This window comes from Minwuia thermotolerans, from assembly GCF_002924445.1.
Taxonomy (GTDB): Bacteria; Pseudomonadota; Alphaproteobacteria; order Minwuiales; family Minwuiaceae; genus Minwuia; species Minwuia thermotolerans.
Window position 1 is genome coordinate 99,887 of the sequence record NZ_PIGG01000023.1, and the last position, 16,144, is coordinate 116,030.

The window sequence follows — 16,144 nt, forward strand, 5'->3', positions numbered from 1 at the left end:
CAGAACCGATTCCGGCCTTTATAGTGCCGCCGGCTTCATTGAGGGAGATTTCGAACATGGCTGCCAACGTCCGTCCCCGCCGCTCGGTCCTCTACATGCCGGGCTCCAACGCCCGCGCGCTGGAGAAGGCGAAATCCATTCCCGCCGATGCGCTGATCCTCGACCTGGAGGATGCAGTCTCCCCGGACGCGAAGGCCCAGGCGCGCGAGCAGGTCTGCAAGGCGATCGCCGACGGCGGCTATGGCAAGCGGGAGATGATCATCCGCATCAACGGTCTCGACACGCCCTGGGGCGCCGACGACATGGACGCAGTCGCCAAGGCCGGCCCCGACGCGATCCTGGTGCCGAAGATCAACGACGCGGCGACCGTCGAGAAGCTGGTGGAGGCCATGGACGAGGCCGGCGCGCCGGCGGCCACGGCGCTGTGGTGCATGATGGAGACGCCGATCGGCATCCTGAATGCGAAGGAGATCGCCGCCGCCTCCAACCGCGTTGCGGTCTGGGTCATGGGCACCAACGATATCGCCAAGGACACCGGCGCACAGCACACGGCCGACCGTCTGCCGATGATCACCTCGCTGGGTCTGTGCATGCTGGCGGCGCGCGCCTATGGCATCCAGATACTCGATGGCGTCTACAACGACATCAAGGACGAGGAAGGCTTCAGGGCGATCTGCCGCCAGGGCCTGGAACTCGGTTTCGACGGCAAGACCCTGATCCATCCTTCCCAGGTCGGGCCCTGCAACGAGGTCTTCTCGCCGACCGAGGCGCAGCTGGAGAGCGCGGCGCGCATCGTCGCCGGCTTCGAGGAAGCCCAGCGCGAAGGCAAGGGCGTCGTCACCGTCGACGGCCGCATGATCGAGAACCTGCATGTCGAGCAGGCCAAGAAGCGGCTCGCCATGGCCGAGGCCATCAAGGAGCTGCAGGCGGCCTGACCGGCCGGCCTATTCCGGGGCGGTGTGGCTGGCCTCCAGCTCCAGCGCCTCGGCTGCGGCCCCCGGCCCGTCGCGCTGTGACAGGATCATCAATTCGAGGATGGGGACCGGCGCCTCCGCATCCGTGCCGATCTGCAGCGCGCCGCCCTCGCGAAGGAAGGCGGCCACCGCCTCACCGATCCGCGCGGTCCGCGGCGTCCCGAAGGCGAGGCCCATCTGGGCCGCCTGCGCAGCCAGTCCTTCGCGCACCTGCGCGGCGGATTCGGGATCGCTGCCCCCCATCATGCGGAAGGCGATCCGCCGTGCGCCGCCGTCGGCCAGCCTGAACCGGAGACCGCTCAGGGCCCCCTGCATCATCTGGGCGTTGCGCTGCGCCTCCGGCTGGTTGCGCATTGCCTCGAAGTCCAGTTCCGACAGGCGCGCCGAGAACCCCGTCTCGGCCAGCCGGTCCGCCGAAAGCCCGAGCCGGCGCAGGTCGATGACGCCGCCGGCGAGATCGATTCCCAGGTCGAAGCCCATGTCCAGATCGAGGCGTTCGAAGCCCTCGGCCCTCAGCGTCTCGATCAGGGGCCGGGAGGCGGGCCGCACCGTCGCCACGTCTTCCAGCCCGACCGTCATGCCGTCGACGGCGAAGGCGAAATCCACGCGGCCCTCGGCGTCGGCGCGAAAGGCGGACTGCTCGTAGCGGGCCACGGTCACCTCGCCGCCGTTGGCGAGCTGGATCCGCTGGTCCTCGACCAGCCAGCGGCCCAGGTCGAACGGCGGCACCGCCTCCGCAATACTCGCCTCGCGGTAGTAGCCGCCCGCCGCGTCCAGTTTTTCAAGCGTGACCGGATCGCCCAGCACCCGACGCAGATAGGCGGGCAAGGCGCTCAGATCGATTCCCGAGACCACCGACCGCGCGACCGTGGAGCGGTTGCCGAAACGGTCCACCTGCGTCTGGTCCAGCATGACCGCCGTTTCGAGCTTCAGGCCACGCAGCGGACCGATCTCGACGCTGGCGATGCTCTGCTTCTGCAGGTCGCCCAGATCCACCAGCACGCCACGCATGACCGCCCGTTCCATACCTGTCTCCAGGCGGACGGCGCGCTCGAGGACAGTCACCGCCAGCTCGACCAGCGCCGCCAGCGCCTCCCTGTCGCGCGGCGCATCCTCCTGCGGCGCGGCGCGGAGCATGGCCGGATAGAGCGCAAACGACATCGGATCGAAACGGCCGCCGGCAATCTCGTAGCTTTCGTAGCCGACCTGGCCCTTCAGCGGCGCCTCGGCTTCGTCGCCGGCGGCTTCGCCGGATGCCGCGGGCGGCAGGTCGTAATCGACCAGGAAACCCTCGTGCGCCACTTCGGCGAAGCTGACCACGCCCTCCGCGCCATATGCGATATCGCCGACCGCAAGGCGGCCCGAGATCACAGAGGCGTCGATCGACCGCTCCCAGTCCGGATGCCGCGCCCAAAGGCGCATTTCCAGAGACCCGGTCTCGGCGCGCGCGACGCTTCCGGCCGTTGCGCCCTCGAGCATCACGGACTTGAGTCTGCCCGTGGCCACGAACCCCTCGCTCGTCAGATCGAGCGCCAGGTCCTTCTGCACGAATCCGGCGACCTCCAGTCCGGCCGCGTTCACCAGCACGGGCGGCGCGAGACGCGCCGCGGACACGCGCTCCAGCGCGCCGGCTCCGCCTGTCAGCACGACAACGCCGTCGCTCGCCCGGGCGACGCTGATCCGCTGCCAGGAAAGGCGCTCGACAAGAGGCTGTTCCGGCGATCCATTGCCGGCCAGCGCGGCATCCAGGGCGCCCAGGTCATAGTCCCGGATCTCGACGTCCTCGAAGGACACCAGCAGCGGCGCCGACCGGCCGCCCGGCAAGGGCAGATCAAGACGGTCGGTGAACCGCGCCAGCGTCGCCCGGTCGTTCCAGTAGTCGACGCGCGCATCCTCGTGGCTCACCCGGTCGTCCCCCCGCCCGGCGCCATAGGAATCCAGCGCGGAACGGAACTGCTCCTCGGCATAGAGGGGCAGGCCGAACCAGACGCCGGCGGCCGCGACCGCGGCGACGATGACGCCGAGTACCAGAAAGCGTTTCATGAGGGGGGTCCAGACGAGGCGGTTGGCGACGCGGCCATTGTCGCCACCGGTCCCGCCGACGCAAGCCTCGGGCGGCCCGAAGTTCAGCCGCGCTCCGCCGCCGCCTGCTTGCGCGCCCGCTGCGCATCCTCCTGGGCCAGCCGCTGGCGCAGGCGGGCGTCCGGATCGGGGAACCTGTTGACCAGCTGCCGCAGACTGTCGAGCAGCACCGCCAGATCCCCCGCCGCCATGCCCGGCGAATGGCAGACCATGCGCAGCGCATCGAAATGGATTGTCAGCGGGCCGGGTTCGTATGCCCGCGCCTCCCCCATGCGGAACACCAGCTCGCAGAAATTGTCGGCGACGTCGGTGAGATCCTGGCGGCCGAAAGTGCCGGCGAGATCCCGGATCGACTGCGCTCGGGCGTAGACCGTCCGGTAGCGTTCGCCAGCCAAACCGCCCTGTTCGTGGACCTGGCGCATCAGGTCGGCCAGCGAAGCGAGGTCGTCGGCCAGCCAGGCTTCGAAATCCTCACGCAGGTTCTCGATCGCAGAGGCGCCGCGCCGCAGCGCCTCGTCGCGGCCGATGCGCGGCTTCTGGCGCGCGAGCTGCGAGAAGCGCGTGGGCAGGTGCTCGACAATGGCGTCATCGGTCACTGCAAGGTTCCTTTGCCATGTTCAGCCGACCGACGCGCGGGCGGGTTCGACCGCGGCGTCGCCGGCCTCGTCGCCGATCGGGTCATCGTCCTTGCGGCGCGCCGGGCGATTCTCGCTCGCGTCGTCGCGGAAGCGCCGGCTGGGACCATTGTAACCGCTGGAGCTGACGAACGGCCGGGGCCTGTGCGCCACCCAGGCGAGACGGTCGTACAGGGACGTGACGCTGTGCGGCTTGACCAGCACCATGTTGGCGCCGCAGTCGCGGGCGGCCTGAACGTCGCGCAGGCGCGTATGACTGCAGGTGATCAGCACCGGAATGCTGCGCGCGAGATTGGTGCGGTCCGCCCTGAGTTCGCTGATGAATGCCGCGCCCTTGCCCTCGCTCAGCCGGTAGTCGCAGATCATCAGGTCGACGCATTCGCCACCCAGCACTTCCCGGGCCGCCTCCACCGTCGTCACGGCGATGACGTTCCTGGCGCCCAGCGCGTGCAGCATCTCGCCGACGATGCGGCGCGATCCGTCGTGGGGATCGGCCACGAGGATGGTGACGTGCTCGAGATTGACTTCCAGATGCGCCATGCAATGGCCGCCGCAATTTCCGAACGATTGTTCACGAATGGTCGCTGCGATCCTGGACGGTGACGGTAAACAGCTCGTTAGCGGCGGGTTCAAATGCCCGATGGCCGTCACCATGTCGCAGGCGGGTACCGGCGCGCGCCGGACCCGCTGAGGGAACAAGGAGCAAACAAATGAACAAGAAGCTCGATGAAGCCATGAAGGAGCCGGGCGCGGTCTATGACGCGCCGGCGGATGTGCTCACCGACGGCGACCTGAACGACGACGAGAAGCGCCAGGTGCTGGAGAACTGGCTGGACGAGGCCGAACAGCTCTCCTCGGCCGTGGCCGAGAACATGGGCGGCGGCGAGAAGGCCCATGTCGGCGCCGTCACCGAGGCGCTGAAGAAGCTCAAATACGGCCCCGGCGCCTGACGGCCCGGCCTGATTCCATGTCACGCCAGGGCCCGGCGCTGACCGTCGACTGCGTCGTCTTCGACGCCGAAGAGCGGCTGCTTCTCATCCGCCGCGGCAAGCCACCGTTCGAAGGCATGCACGCCCTGCCCGGCGGCTTCGTCGACCTGGGCGAGCGCGCCGAGGAGGCGGCCGCCCGAGAACTGGCCGAGGAAACCGGCATCGAGGCCCGGCCGGAGCGCCTGATCGGGGTCTATTCGGACCCCGCGCGCGATCCGCGCGGCCACGTGGTCTCGGTGGCCTTTCTGTTCCGCCTGCCGCCGGACGCGCCGGCGCCCCGGGGGGGCGGCGACGCGGCCGCCGCCGCCTTCCACGCAGACTGGCGGGAACTGGACCTGGCGTTCGACCACGCGCAGATCCTCGACGACGCGCTGAAAACGCCTTCCTGAAGCTTGGGAATCCGCGGCGGGGCTGATATATCGTCGGTCCCAGCGGCCCCTTAGCTCAGCCGGATAGAGCGACAGATTCCTAATCTGTAGGTCGCAGGTTCGAGTCCTGCAGGGGTCGCCAGCGCGCCTCCCGCCGCTATGATGCGCCGGCGCAGCCTGGGGAGGACGCCATGACCGACGACCTGATCGTCACGCCCGAATTCGTCGAAGCCAATCTGGACCGGATCCGCGTCATTGACTGCTCGGTCTGGTTCGAAACGAAACCCGTCGGCGCCTCCACCATTCATGGCGGCCGCGATCACTGGCTCCGGGGCCACATTCCCGGCGCCGCCTATCTGCACATGGTCGACGACCTCTCCGACCCGGCGGGCGCCTATCCCTTCGCCATCGCGCCGCAGGACCGGATCGACCGCGTCCTCTCGGAAATCGGGATCGAGCGCGGCGACACGGTGGTGCTCTACGGCGCCGGCACGCCGGTCGCGGTGACGCGGGCCTGGTGGGTGCTGACGGTCTCCGGGCTGGACGACGTCCGCATCATGGACGGCGGCTGGCAGCGCTGGATCGCCGAGGGCCGGCCGGTCGGCACTGGCGAGGAACGCTTCACGCCATCCCGCTTCCGGGGTGTGCGCGACGAGGCGGCGGTCGCCGGCCGGGCGCAGGTCCGGCAGGCCATGGAGACCGGCGACGCCCTGCTGCTCAATGCCCTCTCCCGCCCGCAGTTCGAGGGCACGGGCGGCACCCATTACGGCCGGCCCGGCCGCATCCCCGGCAGCGTCAGCCTGCCCGCCAACGAACTGCTGGACCCGGCGACGGGGGCCTTCGCCAGCCCGGAGCGGATGCGCGAACTGCTGGCCGGCATCGACCCGGACCGGCCCGTGATCACCTATTGCGGCGGCGGCATCGCGGCGGCGGCGGCGCTGTTCGCGCTGCGCGTGGCGGGACACGGCGACCTCCGCCTCTATGACGATTCCCTGCTGGAATGGTCCGCCGACCCCGACCTTCCGATGGAAACGGGACCGGCGGGCGATCCGGCCGCGGAATAGGCGGCGTTCGCCGGGCTTTCTTGCATTCCGGCAGGCGCTGGGCGAGGAAGAGTGTGAAAGACACAAGATAAGGCGGAGAAACGCGCTCATGTCCGCGCAATTCCGGTCCCGCGTTCAGGATCCGGTCCTGGAGCGGCTCTATGACTACTGGTCCGGAAAGCGCTCGGCGGTGCGGCTGCCGGGCCGCCGCGACATCGATCCCGTCGAGATGCGCGACCTCCTGCGCTACGTGGTTCTGGCGGACCTGATCGATGGCGAACGCATCCGCTTCCGGCTGGTGGGCACCAACATGGTCGACCGCTGGGGCAGCGACTTCACGGGCCGCCATCTCGACGAGATCATGTTCGGCGACTACCGGACCTATCTTGAGGAACTGTTCCTCGAGACGGCGCGGGATGCCCTGCCGATCTTCTCGACCGGCCGTTTCCGCTGGGATGTGGGCCGGGCGGCGGAGACCAGGCGGCTGTTCCTGCCGCTGGCGAGCGATGGCCGGACCGTCGACAAGATTCTGGTCGGCCAGACCTTCACCGACGAAATCGCGCCGCCCGATTCCCTGAAGATCTCCGAGGCCCGGCCGGAGGAGGGCGAGATATTCCGCGCCCGCGACGACGGCGACGCTATCGCGGCCGGTCGCCCTTGAGCGTGATCCGGTGCATGACCCGCCGGAAGCCGTGATAGTCGTTGATCGGGTTGTGCATCGCGCAGCGGTTGTCCCAGAAGGCGATGGTGCCCGGCTGCCAGACCAGGCGGCAGGTGAACTCCGGCCTGACCTGGTGTTGATGCAGGTACTGCAGGATCGGCTGGCTCTCGGCTTCGGTCATGCCGTCGAAGCGGACGGTGTGGGCGGTGTTGACGTAGAGCGCCTTGCGCCCTGTCTCCGGATGCGTCCGCACCGCCGGATGATGCGAGAGATATTCCTTGCCGGCTTCCGGCGTGCCCGACGTGCCGATTCGGTCCTCACGGGTCTTGGAGACGTCGGCCCGGGCCGACGAGTGCACCGCAACCAGCCCGTCGAGGATGTCCCTGAACCGTTCCGACAGCGCCTCGTAGGCAAGATACTGGTTGGCGAACAGTGTGTCGCCGCCATAGGGCGGGATCTCCCGGGCGAGCAGCATCGAAGCCATCGGCGGCTCTTCGAGATAGACCGTGTCGGAGTGCCATACGCCGCCGAAATTGGTCTTCTCGTGCGCCAGCTTCATCACCTCGATGATCTCGGGGTGATCGTCCAGGCCCTTCACGAAGGGATAGCGGTCGGCTTCCCCGAAGGCCTTCGCGAAGCGCAGGAACTGCTCGGCGGTAAGGTCCTGGTCACGAAAGAAGATGACCAGATTGTCGAGCCAGGCCTGACGGATGGCGCGCACGGTCGCCTCGTCCAGCGGTTCCCTGAGGTCGACGCCGGTGATCTCCGCGCCCAGCGCGCCGGCGACCCGGCGAACATCCAGATTGGCGATCATCGCCGCTGCCTCCGGATAACGGTTTTCGAAACGAATGGCATCGAACCCTCCCCTAAATGTCCGATGGCTGGATAATAGGGGCCGCGAGCGGAGGACGCCAAGCAATGCCAGTGAGCCAAATCGTCATCCGTCCCATGCGCGACGAGGATGTCCCGGTGCTGCATGCGATTCACGAACGCGCGGTCTCGATGACCTGCGCGCCGTTATTGCCCGGGACGGTGGTGGAAGCCTGGCTCAGGGACCGCACGCCGGAGGGCTATCTGCGCGCTCGCGACGAGCGCGGCGAGCGGTTCTGGGTCGCGGAATACAGAGGTTTGCGGGCCGGCTTCGCAAGCTGGCGCGGCGAATGGCTGATGGCGCTCTTCGTCGATCCCGACCATCAGGGCAACGGGATCGGGCGCAGGCTGTTCGACGCCTGCGACCGCGATGCGGCGGACGGCGGCGGCAAGATCGCACGCCTCGGCTCTACCCTGAACGCGCGGGGTTTCTACGAGGGTCTGGGCTTCCGCGTCACCGGCGAAGGCTACGAGGAGAAGTTCGGCGAACGCGTGCCGCACCTGGAAATGCTGCGCCTGTGAACGACGGGAAGTTTTCGGTCCGGGGGCCGATTCGGGCTATACGGTGCCAGGAGCTGCAAAGCGGAGAACGGCATGACGAGCGATACCGACGTGACCGACGCACAGATTGCGGGGCTGCTGCTGGCAGTGGCGGCGCTGATTGGCGAGATCCGCCGCAAGGGCGTCCTGGACGGCGGCGAGATCGACGGCGCGCTGCAACGCCTGGCGGACGACATCGGCGGCTCGAAGCTGGCGCAGGCCGCGCCCGAGGATCCGATGATCCGCGCGACGCTCGCGCCGCTGGAGCAATTGCGCCGCATGAATACCCTGTTCGACGAGGCATCGGGCCGGTTTCCCGACTGGATCTCGAAAGGTGATGAGGGCGCGTAGAGACAATGGCATTGATCGGCTTCACTGCGGCCTGGTTCGTCGCCGGCGTCATCGGCACGCTACTGGGACACCAGATACTGCTCACTGTTCTGCACGGCATCGGCTTCGCGCCCTTCGCGCCATGGCAGATGCAGCCGGTCCAGCCTCTGGGCGTCCCGCAACTCGTCTCGACCGCCTTCTGGGGCGGTGTCTGGGGCATTGTCCTTGGGTTGGTTTCGCCGCTGTTCGGCAAGGGCCTGCGCTACTGGCTGCTGACCGCCCTGTTCGGAGCGGTGGCGCCGACGCTGGTCGCAGTGGCCGTCGTCCTGCCGCTCAAGGACATGCAACCAACCGGCGATCCGGTCGCGGGGCTGGTCACCGGTCTCGCAGTCAATGCCGCATGGGCCCTGGTCACGGTGGTCTCGCGCCGTCTCTTCCGGCGATAGACCGCCGCCTCAGATTCCCAGCGCCGCCAGCAGGGCGCTCACGGTCATGTAGATCAGGATCAGCGAGCCGACCGTCCAGAGCGTCGCCCGCATGTCATGGGTCTGCGCCGTCAGATAGGCCGCGAAATGCAGCAGCCTGGAGACGACATAGCCATAGAGCAGGAGCTGGGCGAGCAGCAGCGGCGGTCCGCTGAGCACGTAGAGGAACCCCGCCGCCAGGAAGAACGGAAGGTTTTCCAGGTCGTTCTGGTGGATCCGCCGGATGCGCTCGACCCGCTCGTCGGGCTCGATCTGCTTCGGATCCGGGTCGGGATTGAGCGGGGTCTTCCTGATGTCTTCAGGTGCGCGGAAACCGCCCTTGACCTGCATCATCCGCGCGACAGTCAGCCAGGACATGGCCACCGCCTTCAGGATCATCAGTGCCGCGGCGACAGCGTATGTCGCGAATACCGGGTTCTGGAGACTGAGTTCCATGGCAATACCCCCCCTGGCGCCTGCGCACCGACCCTGCGTCACACTCAGAGATAGGCCTCGGCCTGCGCCCGCTCCATCTGCGGCGAGCGCCCGTACATCTCGCGATAGCACTTGGAGAAGTGCGACGCCGAGACGAAGCCGCAGGCGATGGCGACGTCCACGATCGGCATGTTCGACTGCAGCAGCAGGTGCCGCGCCCGGTCGATGCGGATTTCCAGATAGTAGCGCGCGGGCGAGCGGCCGAGATGGCGGCGGAACAGACGTTCGACCTGTCGCCGGGAGAGGCCGACATATTCCGAGATCTCCGCCAGCGACAGCGGTTCGGAGACGTTCGCCTCCATCAGTTCGATGATCAGCAGCAGCTTGGCGTGATGCAGGCCCAGCCGCGCCTGCAGCGGCAGGCGCTGGCGGTCGCGCTGGTTCCGGATGCGGTCGATCAGGCAGTATTCGCAGACCTTGGTCATCACTGACTGGCCGAAATGCTCTTCGATCACGTGCAGCATCATGTCGAGCGCGGCGGTGCCGCCGGCGCAGGTGTAGATGCCATCGTCGATCTCGCAGAGGTCGGCGTGCACCTCCGCCATGGGAAATTTCTCCGCGAAGGCCGGCAGGGTCTCCCAGTGGATCGAGCAGCGTTTTCCCTCGAGCAGGTCCGCCTGGGCGAGCAGCCAGGCGCCGGTGCACAGGCCCCCCACGGCGATGCCGCGACGGTGCATGGATCTGAGCCAGCCCTCGAACTGCGCATTGCGGAAGTTCTCCACCTTCACGCCGGAGCAGACCAGAACCATCTCCGGCTTGATCTCGTCCAGCAGGCGGTGACGGGCCTGGTCCAGTGACAGGTCGACACCAACCGCCAGCCCGTTCGACGCCTTGACGGGCTCGCCGTCCGCCGAAACCACGGTCCACTCATAGACCGTCTTGCCCAGGGTTCGGTTGGTCAGTCTCAGCGGCTCGAGCGCCGAGGCGAAGGCGATCATCGAGAAGTTGGGGACCAGGAAAAAGACGATCCGGTGGGGGATTATCGACAGGTCCATTCGGGCGACTCGCGTCCTACCGTCGGCCATGCGCGGCTGGGATATGGTTTTACCGTCAAGGGCATAGAACCGCATACCGCGCCCTCGGATTCGGGGCATCTTGCTCAGAATTCAAGGCGGCGTCTCCCCATTTTTTTCAGCCATGTGACAAAACCATATCGACCGTCACTTCAGGGCCGCGCGAAGGGCCGGTGTCGCGGCTGGAAAAGACGGCGTCGCGGCGCGCGCTCCCGCTTCGCGGCCGATCCGCGAAACTCCGCGACTTCCGGGGTCCGCGGGGCCGCGGCCGGCCCTTGCGCGGACCGTCCGAACCGGTTTCGCTGGGACAAGGTCAAATGCGTTCGGGGGGCGCCGCATGAAACGCTATTCTGCCCTGGAGCTGCTGCGCGAGGGTCTGCGCGGCCATACCGGCTGGCGGAAGGTCTGGCGTCATCCGGAACCGAAGCCGTCCTATGACGCCGTCATCATCGGCGGCGGCGGTCACGGCCTGGCGACCGCCTACTATCTGGCCAGAGAGCATGGCATGACGAACATCGCCGTGATCGAGAAGGGCTGGATCGGCGGCGGCAACGCCGGGCGCAACACCACGATCATCCGTTCCAACTATCTCTTCGACGAGAGTGCGGCGCTCTACAACCACGCCTTCGGACTGTGGAAGACGCTTGGTCGGGAGCTGAACTTCAACATCATGATGAGCCATCGCGGCGTTCTGAACCTCGCCCATGACGATGGCGAGATGCGGCAGCTCAAGCGCCGCGTCGAGTCCAACCGGCTGAACGGCGTCGAGGCCGAATGGCTGGACGCGAAGGAAGTCAAGGGCTTCTGCCCGGCGATCAATATCTCCCCCGACATCCGCTATCCCGTGCTCGGCGCGACCCTGCAGCGATCGGGCGGCGTCAACCGTCATGACGCCGTGGTCTGGGGCTACGCCCGCGCCGCGGACGCCATGGGCGTGGACATCATCCAGCAGACCGAGGTCACGAACATCCTGACCGAGAGCGGCGAAGTCACGGGCGTGGAGACCACGCGCGGGACCATCCGCACGCCCAAGGTCGCCTCCGTTACCGCCGGCCATACCTCGGTGATCGCAAAGATGGTCGACCTGAGACTGCCGATCGAAAGCCACCCCCTGCAGGCGCTGGTTTCGGAGCCCGTCAAGCCGGTACTGAACTGCGTGGTGATGTCCAACGCCGTCCATGTCTACTGCAGCCAGTCCGACAAGGGCGAACTGGTCATCGGCGCCGGCATCGACGCCCAGCTCTCCTACACCCAACGCGGCAATCTCGACATCATCGAGCACCAGATGGCCTCGCTGATGGAGCTGTTCCCGATGTTCTCGCGCCTGCGGATGATGAGGCAATGGGGCGGGATCGTCGACGTCTGCCCGGACGCCAGTCCGATCATCTCGAAGACGCCGGTGAAGGGGTTCTACGTCAACGGCGGCTGGGGCACCGGCGGCTGGAAGGCGACGCCCGGATCGGGCCACGTCTTCGCCGACCTGATCGCCCGCGACGAACCCAACGCCATCGCCGCACCATTTGCCATGGAGCGTTTCGTCACCGGCGCGCTTGTCGCCGAGCACGGCGCCGCCGCCGTGGCGCACTGAGGGAGCCCGACCGCCCATGTTCGTGATCGATTGCCCCCACTGCGGCCCGCGCGATCAGGCGGAATTCGCCTATGCCGGCGAAGCCCATATCGCGCGCCCCGCCAACGCTGACGAACTCACCGACGCGGAATGGGCCGGCTACGTCTTCATGCGGAGGAACGGCAAGGGCCTCTACGCCGAGCGCTGGTGGCACGCGGCCGGATGCCGCAAGTTCTTCAACATGCTGCGCAACACGGCGACCGACCAGATCCACGCCGTCTATCGCATTGGAGAACGACCGCCCGAGGTGAAGGCCGACCTGCCGCGGACGCCGTCGGGGGAGGCTTCCATCGGGTCCGGCAACGACGCAGTGAAGCTGGTGCGCGATACCGGTGCGGGTGACGCATGAGCCAGTCGCACCGCATCGATGGCCGCGGCCTGATCGACCGCGCCCGCCATGTCGGCTTCCGCTTCGCCGGCAAGGACTATCTGGGCCATCAGGGCGATACCATGGCGTCGGCGCTGCTCGCCAATGGCGAGATCATGGTCGCCCGAAGCTTCAAGTATCACCGCCCGCGCGGCATCGTCGCCGCCGGCGTCGAGGACCCGGCGGCCATGGTCCAGCTCGGCGAGGGCGCGGCGACCGATCCGAACGTCCTGGTCGCCGACCAGGAGATTCACGACGGACTGGTCGCCGATGCGCAGAACGCCTGGCCCAGCCTGAAATACGACATCGGCGCCGCCAACGATGCGCTGAGCCGCTTCTTCCCGGCCGGATTCTACTACAAGACCTTCATGGGCGGGCCGGGCTGGATGCGCTTCGAGCCCTTCATTCGCCGCGCCGCGGGCCTGGGCCGGGCGCCGGAGGGACCCGATCCGGACCGCTACGAGGCGGTGAACCGTCATTGCGACGTGCTGATCGCGGGCGCGGGACCGGCGGGGCTGATGGCGGCGCTGTCGGCCGCCCGCTCCGGCGCGCGGGTAATTCTGGCCGAAAGCACGCCCCATCCCGGCGGCAGCCTGCTGTCGGCGGCGCCGGAGAGCGTCGCGATCGACGGCCGGCCCGTGTCCCAATGGCTGTCGGCGGCCCTGGAGGAGCTTCGCAGCCACCCGGAAGTGACCATCCTCACGCGGACCACGGCCTTCGGCTACTACGCACAGAATTTCGTCGGCCTGCTCGAGAAGGTGCAGGACCACCTGCCCCGCCGCGAACGGGACGGCCGCCTGCCCCGTCAGCGGGTCTGGCGGGTGCGGGCGAAACAGGTCGTGCTGGCCACCGGCGCGCTGGAGCGCCCGCTGGTGTTCCACGAGAACGACCGGCCCGGAATCATGCTGGCCGGCGCGGCGCGGACCTTCCTCAACCGCTATGGCGTCCTGGCCGGCAAGCGCGTTCTGATCTTCGCCAACAACGACACGGCCTGGCAGACCGCCTTCGACATGCATGACGCCGGCGCGGAGATCGCCGGGATCGTCGACCTCCGGCGGGATCTCGATGAGCGGCTGGCGCTGGGCGCGCTGAAGAAGGGCATCGCCGTCCATCCATCGACCGCCGTGGTTGGGACGACCGGCCGCCATCGTGTCAACGCCGCGTGCCTCGCGGGACTGGACGGCCAGCGGCGGATACGCGGCTCCGTCTCCCGCATCGACTGCGACCTTGTCGCGGTCTCCGGCGGCTGGAACCCCAATGTGGCGCTCTTCGCCCAGTCGCGCGGACAGCTCCGCTGGGACGAGACGCTGACGTCCTTCCGGCCGGGCCGGTCCTGGCAGGCGGAACGCTCCGCCGGGGGCTGCAACGGTGTCTTCGACCTGGCGGACGCGATGGCGGAAGGCGCACGCGCCGGCCTCGACGCGGCCCGCGCTGCCGGCTTCACCGTGCGTCCGAAGAAGCAGCCGGAGGTGGAAACCACCAATGTCCAGAGCCTGAATGTCAGGGCGTTCTGGGAGGTGCCGGGATTGAAGTCGGGCGTGAAGGCCGAGGCCTTCGTCGACCTGCAGGATGACGTGAAAGCCTCCGACCTGAAGCTCGCCATTGCCGAAGGCTATGACAGCGTCGAGCATGCCAAGCGCTACACCACCCAGGGCATGGGCACCGACCAGGGCAAGATCTCCAACGTCAACGCCTTCGGGATCATGGCCGAGGCGCGCGGCATCACCATTCCGGAGGTCGGCACCACCACCTTCCGCCAGCCCTATCGGCCGGTGACGATCGGCGCGCTGGCCGGCCAGCATGTCGGCCCGCATTTCGTGCCGCGGCGGACGACGCCGATGCACGACTGGCACGTCAAGCGCAAGGCGGTGTTCGAGCCGGTCGGCGACTGGCTGCGCGCCCGAGCCTACCCGAAGACGGGCGAGAGCTTCCACGATGCTGTACAGCGGGAGGCGCTGGCCGCGCGGACCACCGCCGGCATGCTCGACGCCTCGACGCTGGGCAAGATCGACATCAAGGGACCGGACGCCCGGACCTTTCTCAACCGCATCTACACCAACGCCTGGAAGAAGCTGCCGGTGGGCGCGTGCCGCTATGGCCTGATGCTGGGCGAGGACGGCATGATCGTCGATGACGGCGTCACGGCCTGTCTCGCCGACGATCATTTCCACATGACCACGACCACGGGCGGCGCGGCCGGCGTGCTGCGCACGCTGGAGGATTACCTGCAGACCGAGTGGCCGGACCTGAAGGTCTGGCTGACGACGACCACCGAGCAATGGGCGGTGTGCGCCGTCTGCGGCCCGAACGCGAAGAAGATCGTCGGGCAGGTGGTCGACGGCGTCGACCTCGATCCGGAGACCTTCCCCTTCATGACCTGGCGCGAGGGGAACGCCGCGGGCGTGCCGGTCCGGGTCTTCCGCATCTCGTTCTCGGGCGAACTCTCCTATGAGATCAACATCCCGGCGACATACGGGCTCTGGCTGTGGGAGCGGCTGATCGAGGCCGGCCAGCCCCACGGTCTCGTCCCCTACGGCACGGAGACGATGCACCTGCTGCGCGCCGAAAAGGGCTTCATCATCGTCGGCCAGGAAACCGACGGCACGAACACGCCGCAGGATCTCGCCATGCCCTGGGCGATCGCCTGGAAGAAGGGCGACTTCATCGGCAAGCGCTCGCTCAGCCGGCCGGACACGGCGCGCGACGACCGCCGGCAGCTCGTCGGTCTGTTCACGGACGACCCGGCCTTCGTCGCCATGGAAGGCTCCCAGATCATCGAAACGCCGGAGGAACCGAAATCCCGGCCCATTCCGATGATCGGCCATGTCACCTCGAGCTACATGAGCCCCAACCTGAAACGCTCGATCGCCCTCGCCGTGGTCAGGGCCGGTTCCCGGCGCATGGGAGAGACGGTCTATATCTCTCGCGATGGCGACAGACCCATGCCGGCGAGGATCGTCGGGCACGACTTCCTGGCGCAGAAGGAGAGCAGCCAATGAACGCGCCGGTCCGCCGCTCCCCCCTCGCCCACCGCGAACCGCTCGAGGCCGCCGACCAACTGCTCCGTCTGCGGGAGCGGCCCTTCGAGGCGAAGCTGATCCTCCGCGCCCACGCCGGCGACGCCGAACTGGCGTTGAGAGCGGTGGCCGGCCTCGATACGCCCGGCAATTGCCGTTTCCTCGATACCGACGGAATCACGGCCGCCTGGCTCTCACCGGACGAGTTTCTGGTTCTCGGCGCGGTGGGGAAGGAACACGAACTGGCGGAAAGCCTCGCGTCAGCGCTCGACTGGCGGCATCACCAGGTGGCGAACGTCACCGATTACTATACGACGCTGGCGTTCGCCGGGCCGAAGGCGCGCGAGGCGCTGATGAAGCTGACGACCCTGGACATGCACGCCCGCAGCTTCGTTCAGGGCGACGCCCGGGGCACGGTCTTCGGGCACTGCAACGCCTGGATCCTGCAGCGCGCGGACGACGAGACGAACGGCGGGCCGTCCTTCGATCTGATCGTGCGCTGGTCGCACGCGGACTACCTGTTCTGCGCCCTGGCCCATGCGGGCCGCGAATGGGGCATGCCGGAGGCAACGCCGCGCGGCGGCGAAAACCTGCTGGCCTGACGGTCCGAGTTGCGCGAACCCCGGCCGGGCGGCAGACTCGCCGCCCGCATCCTGGGGAGGACAAGTA

General features: G+C 67.9%; 18 protein-coding genes and 1 tRNA gene. 13 read left to right on the forward strand and 6 right to left on the reverse strand.

The genetic code is table 11. The features are described 5' to 3' along the window. Positions 1–56 precede the first annotated feature (56 nt). Positions 57–935 carry an HpcH/HpaI aldolase/citrate lyase family protein gene (locus tag CWC60_RS05290; RefSeq protein ID WP_109792950.1) on the forward strand — a complete coding sequence of 293 codons (879 nt, stop codon included), beginning with the start codon at positions 57–59 and terminating at the stop codon, positions 933–935. A 9-nt stretch (positions 936–944) separates the two neighbouring features. On the opposite strand, the gene CWC60_RS05295 is transcribed toward CWC60_RS05290, so the two are convergent. From CWC60_RS05295 to CWC60_RS05305, 3 genes are all read right to left on the reverse strand, one after another. Continuing rightward, positions 945–3,017 carry a hypothetical protein gene (locus CWC60_RS05295; RefSeq protein WP_109792951.1) on the reverse strand — a complete coding sequence of 691 codons (2,073 nt, stop codon included), beginning with the start codon at positions 3,015–3,017 and terminating at the stop codon, positions 945–947. Between the two features lie 83 nt (positions 3,018–3,100). After that, the gene (locus tag CWC60_RS05300) at positions 3,101–3,652 is read right to left on the reverse strand and encodes a hypothetical protein (protein WP_109792952.1); all 552 of its coding nucleotides are present in this window, start codon (positions 3,650–3,652) and stop codon (positions 3,101–3,103) included. A 21-nt stretch (positions 3,653–3,673) separates the two neighbouring features. Then, positions 3,674–4,231 (reverse strand): response regulator, encoded by a 558-nt coding sequence (locus tag CWC60_RS05305; RefSeq protein WP_164516382.1) that lies wholly within the window; start codon positions 4,229–4,231, stop codon positions 3,674–3,676. A gap of 170 nt (positions 4,232–4,401) precedes the next feature. On the opposite strand from CWC60_RS05305, the gene CWC60_RS05310 reads away from it, so the two are divergent. From CWC60_RS05310 to CWC60_RS05330, 5 genes are all read left to right on the forward strand, one after another. After that, the gene (locus CWC60_RS05310) at positions 4,402–4,641 is read left to right on the forward strand and encodes a hypothetical protein (RefSeq protein WP_109792954.1); all 240 of its coding nucleotides are present in this window, start codon (positions 4,402–4,404) and stop codon (positions 4,639–4,641) included. 17 nt (positions 4,642–4,658) lie between these two features. Beyond that, a complete protein-coding gene (locus CWC60_RS05315) occupies positions 4,659–5,069 on the forward strand; it encodes an NUDIX domain-containing protein (protein WP_109792955.1) in 411 nt (136 codons plus the stop codon). Between the two features lie 44 nt (positions 5,070–5,113). Then, a tRNA-Arg gene (locus CWC60_RS05320) sits at positions 5,114–5,190 on the forward strand. A 49-nt stretch (positions 5,191–5,239) separates the two neighbouring features. Further along, positions 5,240–6,112 carry a sulfurtransferase gene (locus CWC60_RS05325; RefSeq protein ID WP_109792956.1) on the forward strand — a complete coding sequence of 291 codons (873 nt, stop codon included), beginning with the start codon at positions 5,240–5,242 and terminating at the stop codon, positions 6,110–6,112. An 88-nt stretch (positions 6,113–6,200) separates the two neighbouring features. Then, the gene (locus CWC60_RS05330) at positions 6,201–6,752 is read left to right on the forward strand and encodes a PAS domain-containing protein (protein WP_164516383.1); all 552 of its coding nucleotides are present in this window, start codon (positions 6,201–6,203) and stop codon (positions 6,750–6,752) included. Here CWC60_RS05330 and CWC60_RS05335 read toward each other — a convergent pair. Continuing rightward, positions 6,730–7,566 carry a TauD/TfdA dioxygenase family protein gene (locus CWC60_RS05335; protein WP_109792958.1) on the reverse strand — a complete coding sequence of 279 codons (837 nt, stop codon included), beginning with the start codon at positions 7,564–7,566 and terminating at the stop codon, positions 6,730–6,732. The genes CWC60_RS05330 and CWC60_RS05335 overlap by 23 nt on opposite strands. A 104-nt stretch (positions 7,567–7,670) precedes the next feature. Here CWC60_RS05335 and CWC60_RS05340 point away from each other — a divergent pair, with 104 nt between their 5' ends. The 3 genes from CWC60_RS05340 (at position 7,671) to CWC60_RS05350 (ending at position 8,938) form a co-directional block, all read left to right on the forward strand. Next, positions 7,671–8,144: a GNAT family N-acetyltransferase gene (locus CWC60_RS05340; protein WP_164516384.1), complete on the forward strand. Its 474-nt coding sequence runs from the start codon at positions 7,671–7,673 to the stop codon at positions 8,142–8,144. Positions 8,145–8,216: 72 nt separating this feature from the next. Continuing rightward, a complete protein-coding gene (locus tag CWC60_RS05345; protein WP_109792960.1) occupies positions 8,217–8,513 on the forward strand; it encodes a hypothetical protein in 297 nt (98 codons plus the stop codon). Between the two features lie 5 nt (positions 8,514–8,518). Next, positions 8,519–8,938, forward strand: a complete 420-nt coding sequence (locus CWC60_RS05350; RefSeq protein WP_109792961.1) for a hypothetical protein — start codon at positions 8,519–8,521, stop codon at positions 8,936–8,938. A 9-nt stretch (positions 8,939–8,947) separates the two neighbouring features. On the opposite strand, the gene CWC60_RS05355 is transcribed toward CWC60_RS05350, so the two are convergent. Both CWC60_RS05355 and CWC60_RS05360 read right to left on the reverse strand, forming a co-directional pair. Then, positions 8,948–9,412 carry an MAPEG family protein gene (locus CWC60_RS05355; RefSeq protein WP_109792962.1) on the reverse strand — a complete coding sequence of 155 codons (465 nt, stop codon included), beginning with the start codon at positions 9,410–9,412 and terminating at the stop codon, positions 8,948–8,950. 44 nt (positions 9,413–9,456) lie between these two features. After that, positions 9,457–10,446 carry a GlxA family transcriptional regulator gene (locus CWC60_RS05360; protein WP_109792963.1) on the reverse strand — a complete coding sequence of 330 codons (990 nt, stop codon included), beginning with the start codon at positions 10,444–10,446 and terminating at the stop codon, positions 9,457–9,459. A gap of 355 nt (positions 10,447–10,801) precedes the next feature. Here CWC60_RS05360 and CWC60_RS05365 point away from each other — a divergent pair, with 355 nt between their 5' ends. Genes CWC60_RS05365 through CWC60_RS05380 form a run of 4 tightly spaced genes read left to right on the forward strand, consistent with a single transcriptional unit; the run spans position 10,802 to position 16,077 of the window. Next, positions 10,802–12,052 (forward strand): sarcosine oxidase subunit beta family protein, encoded by a 1,251-nt coding sequence (locus tag CWC60_RS05365; protein WP_109792964.1) that lies wholly within the window; start codon positions 10,802–10,804, stop codon positions 12,050–12,052. Between the two features lie 16 nt (positions 12,053–12,068). After that, positions 12,069–12,440 (forward strand): sarcosine oxidase subunit delta, encoded by a 372-nt coding sequence (locus CWC60_RS05370; protein ID WP_109792965.1) that lies wholly within the window; start codon positions 12,069–12,071, stop codon positions 12,438–12,440. After that, a complete protein-coding gene (locus CWC60_RS05375; RefSeq protein ID WP_109792966.1) occupies positions 12,437–15,457 on the forward strand; it encodes a sarcosine oxidase subunit alpha family protein in 3,021 nt (1,006 codons plus the stop codon). The genes CWC60_RS05370 and CWC60_RS05375 overlap by 4 nt, the downstream gene beginning before the upstream one ends. Next, entirely contained in the window at positions 15,454–16,077 is a 624-nt protein-coding gene (locus CWC60_RS05380) for a sarcosine oxidase subunit gamma (protein ID WP_109792967.1), read from the forward strand. The genes CWC60_RS05375 and CWC60_RS05380 overlap by 4 nt, the downstream gene beginning before the upstream one ends. Positions 16,078–16,144 lie beyond the last annotated feature (67 nt).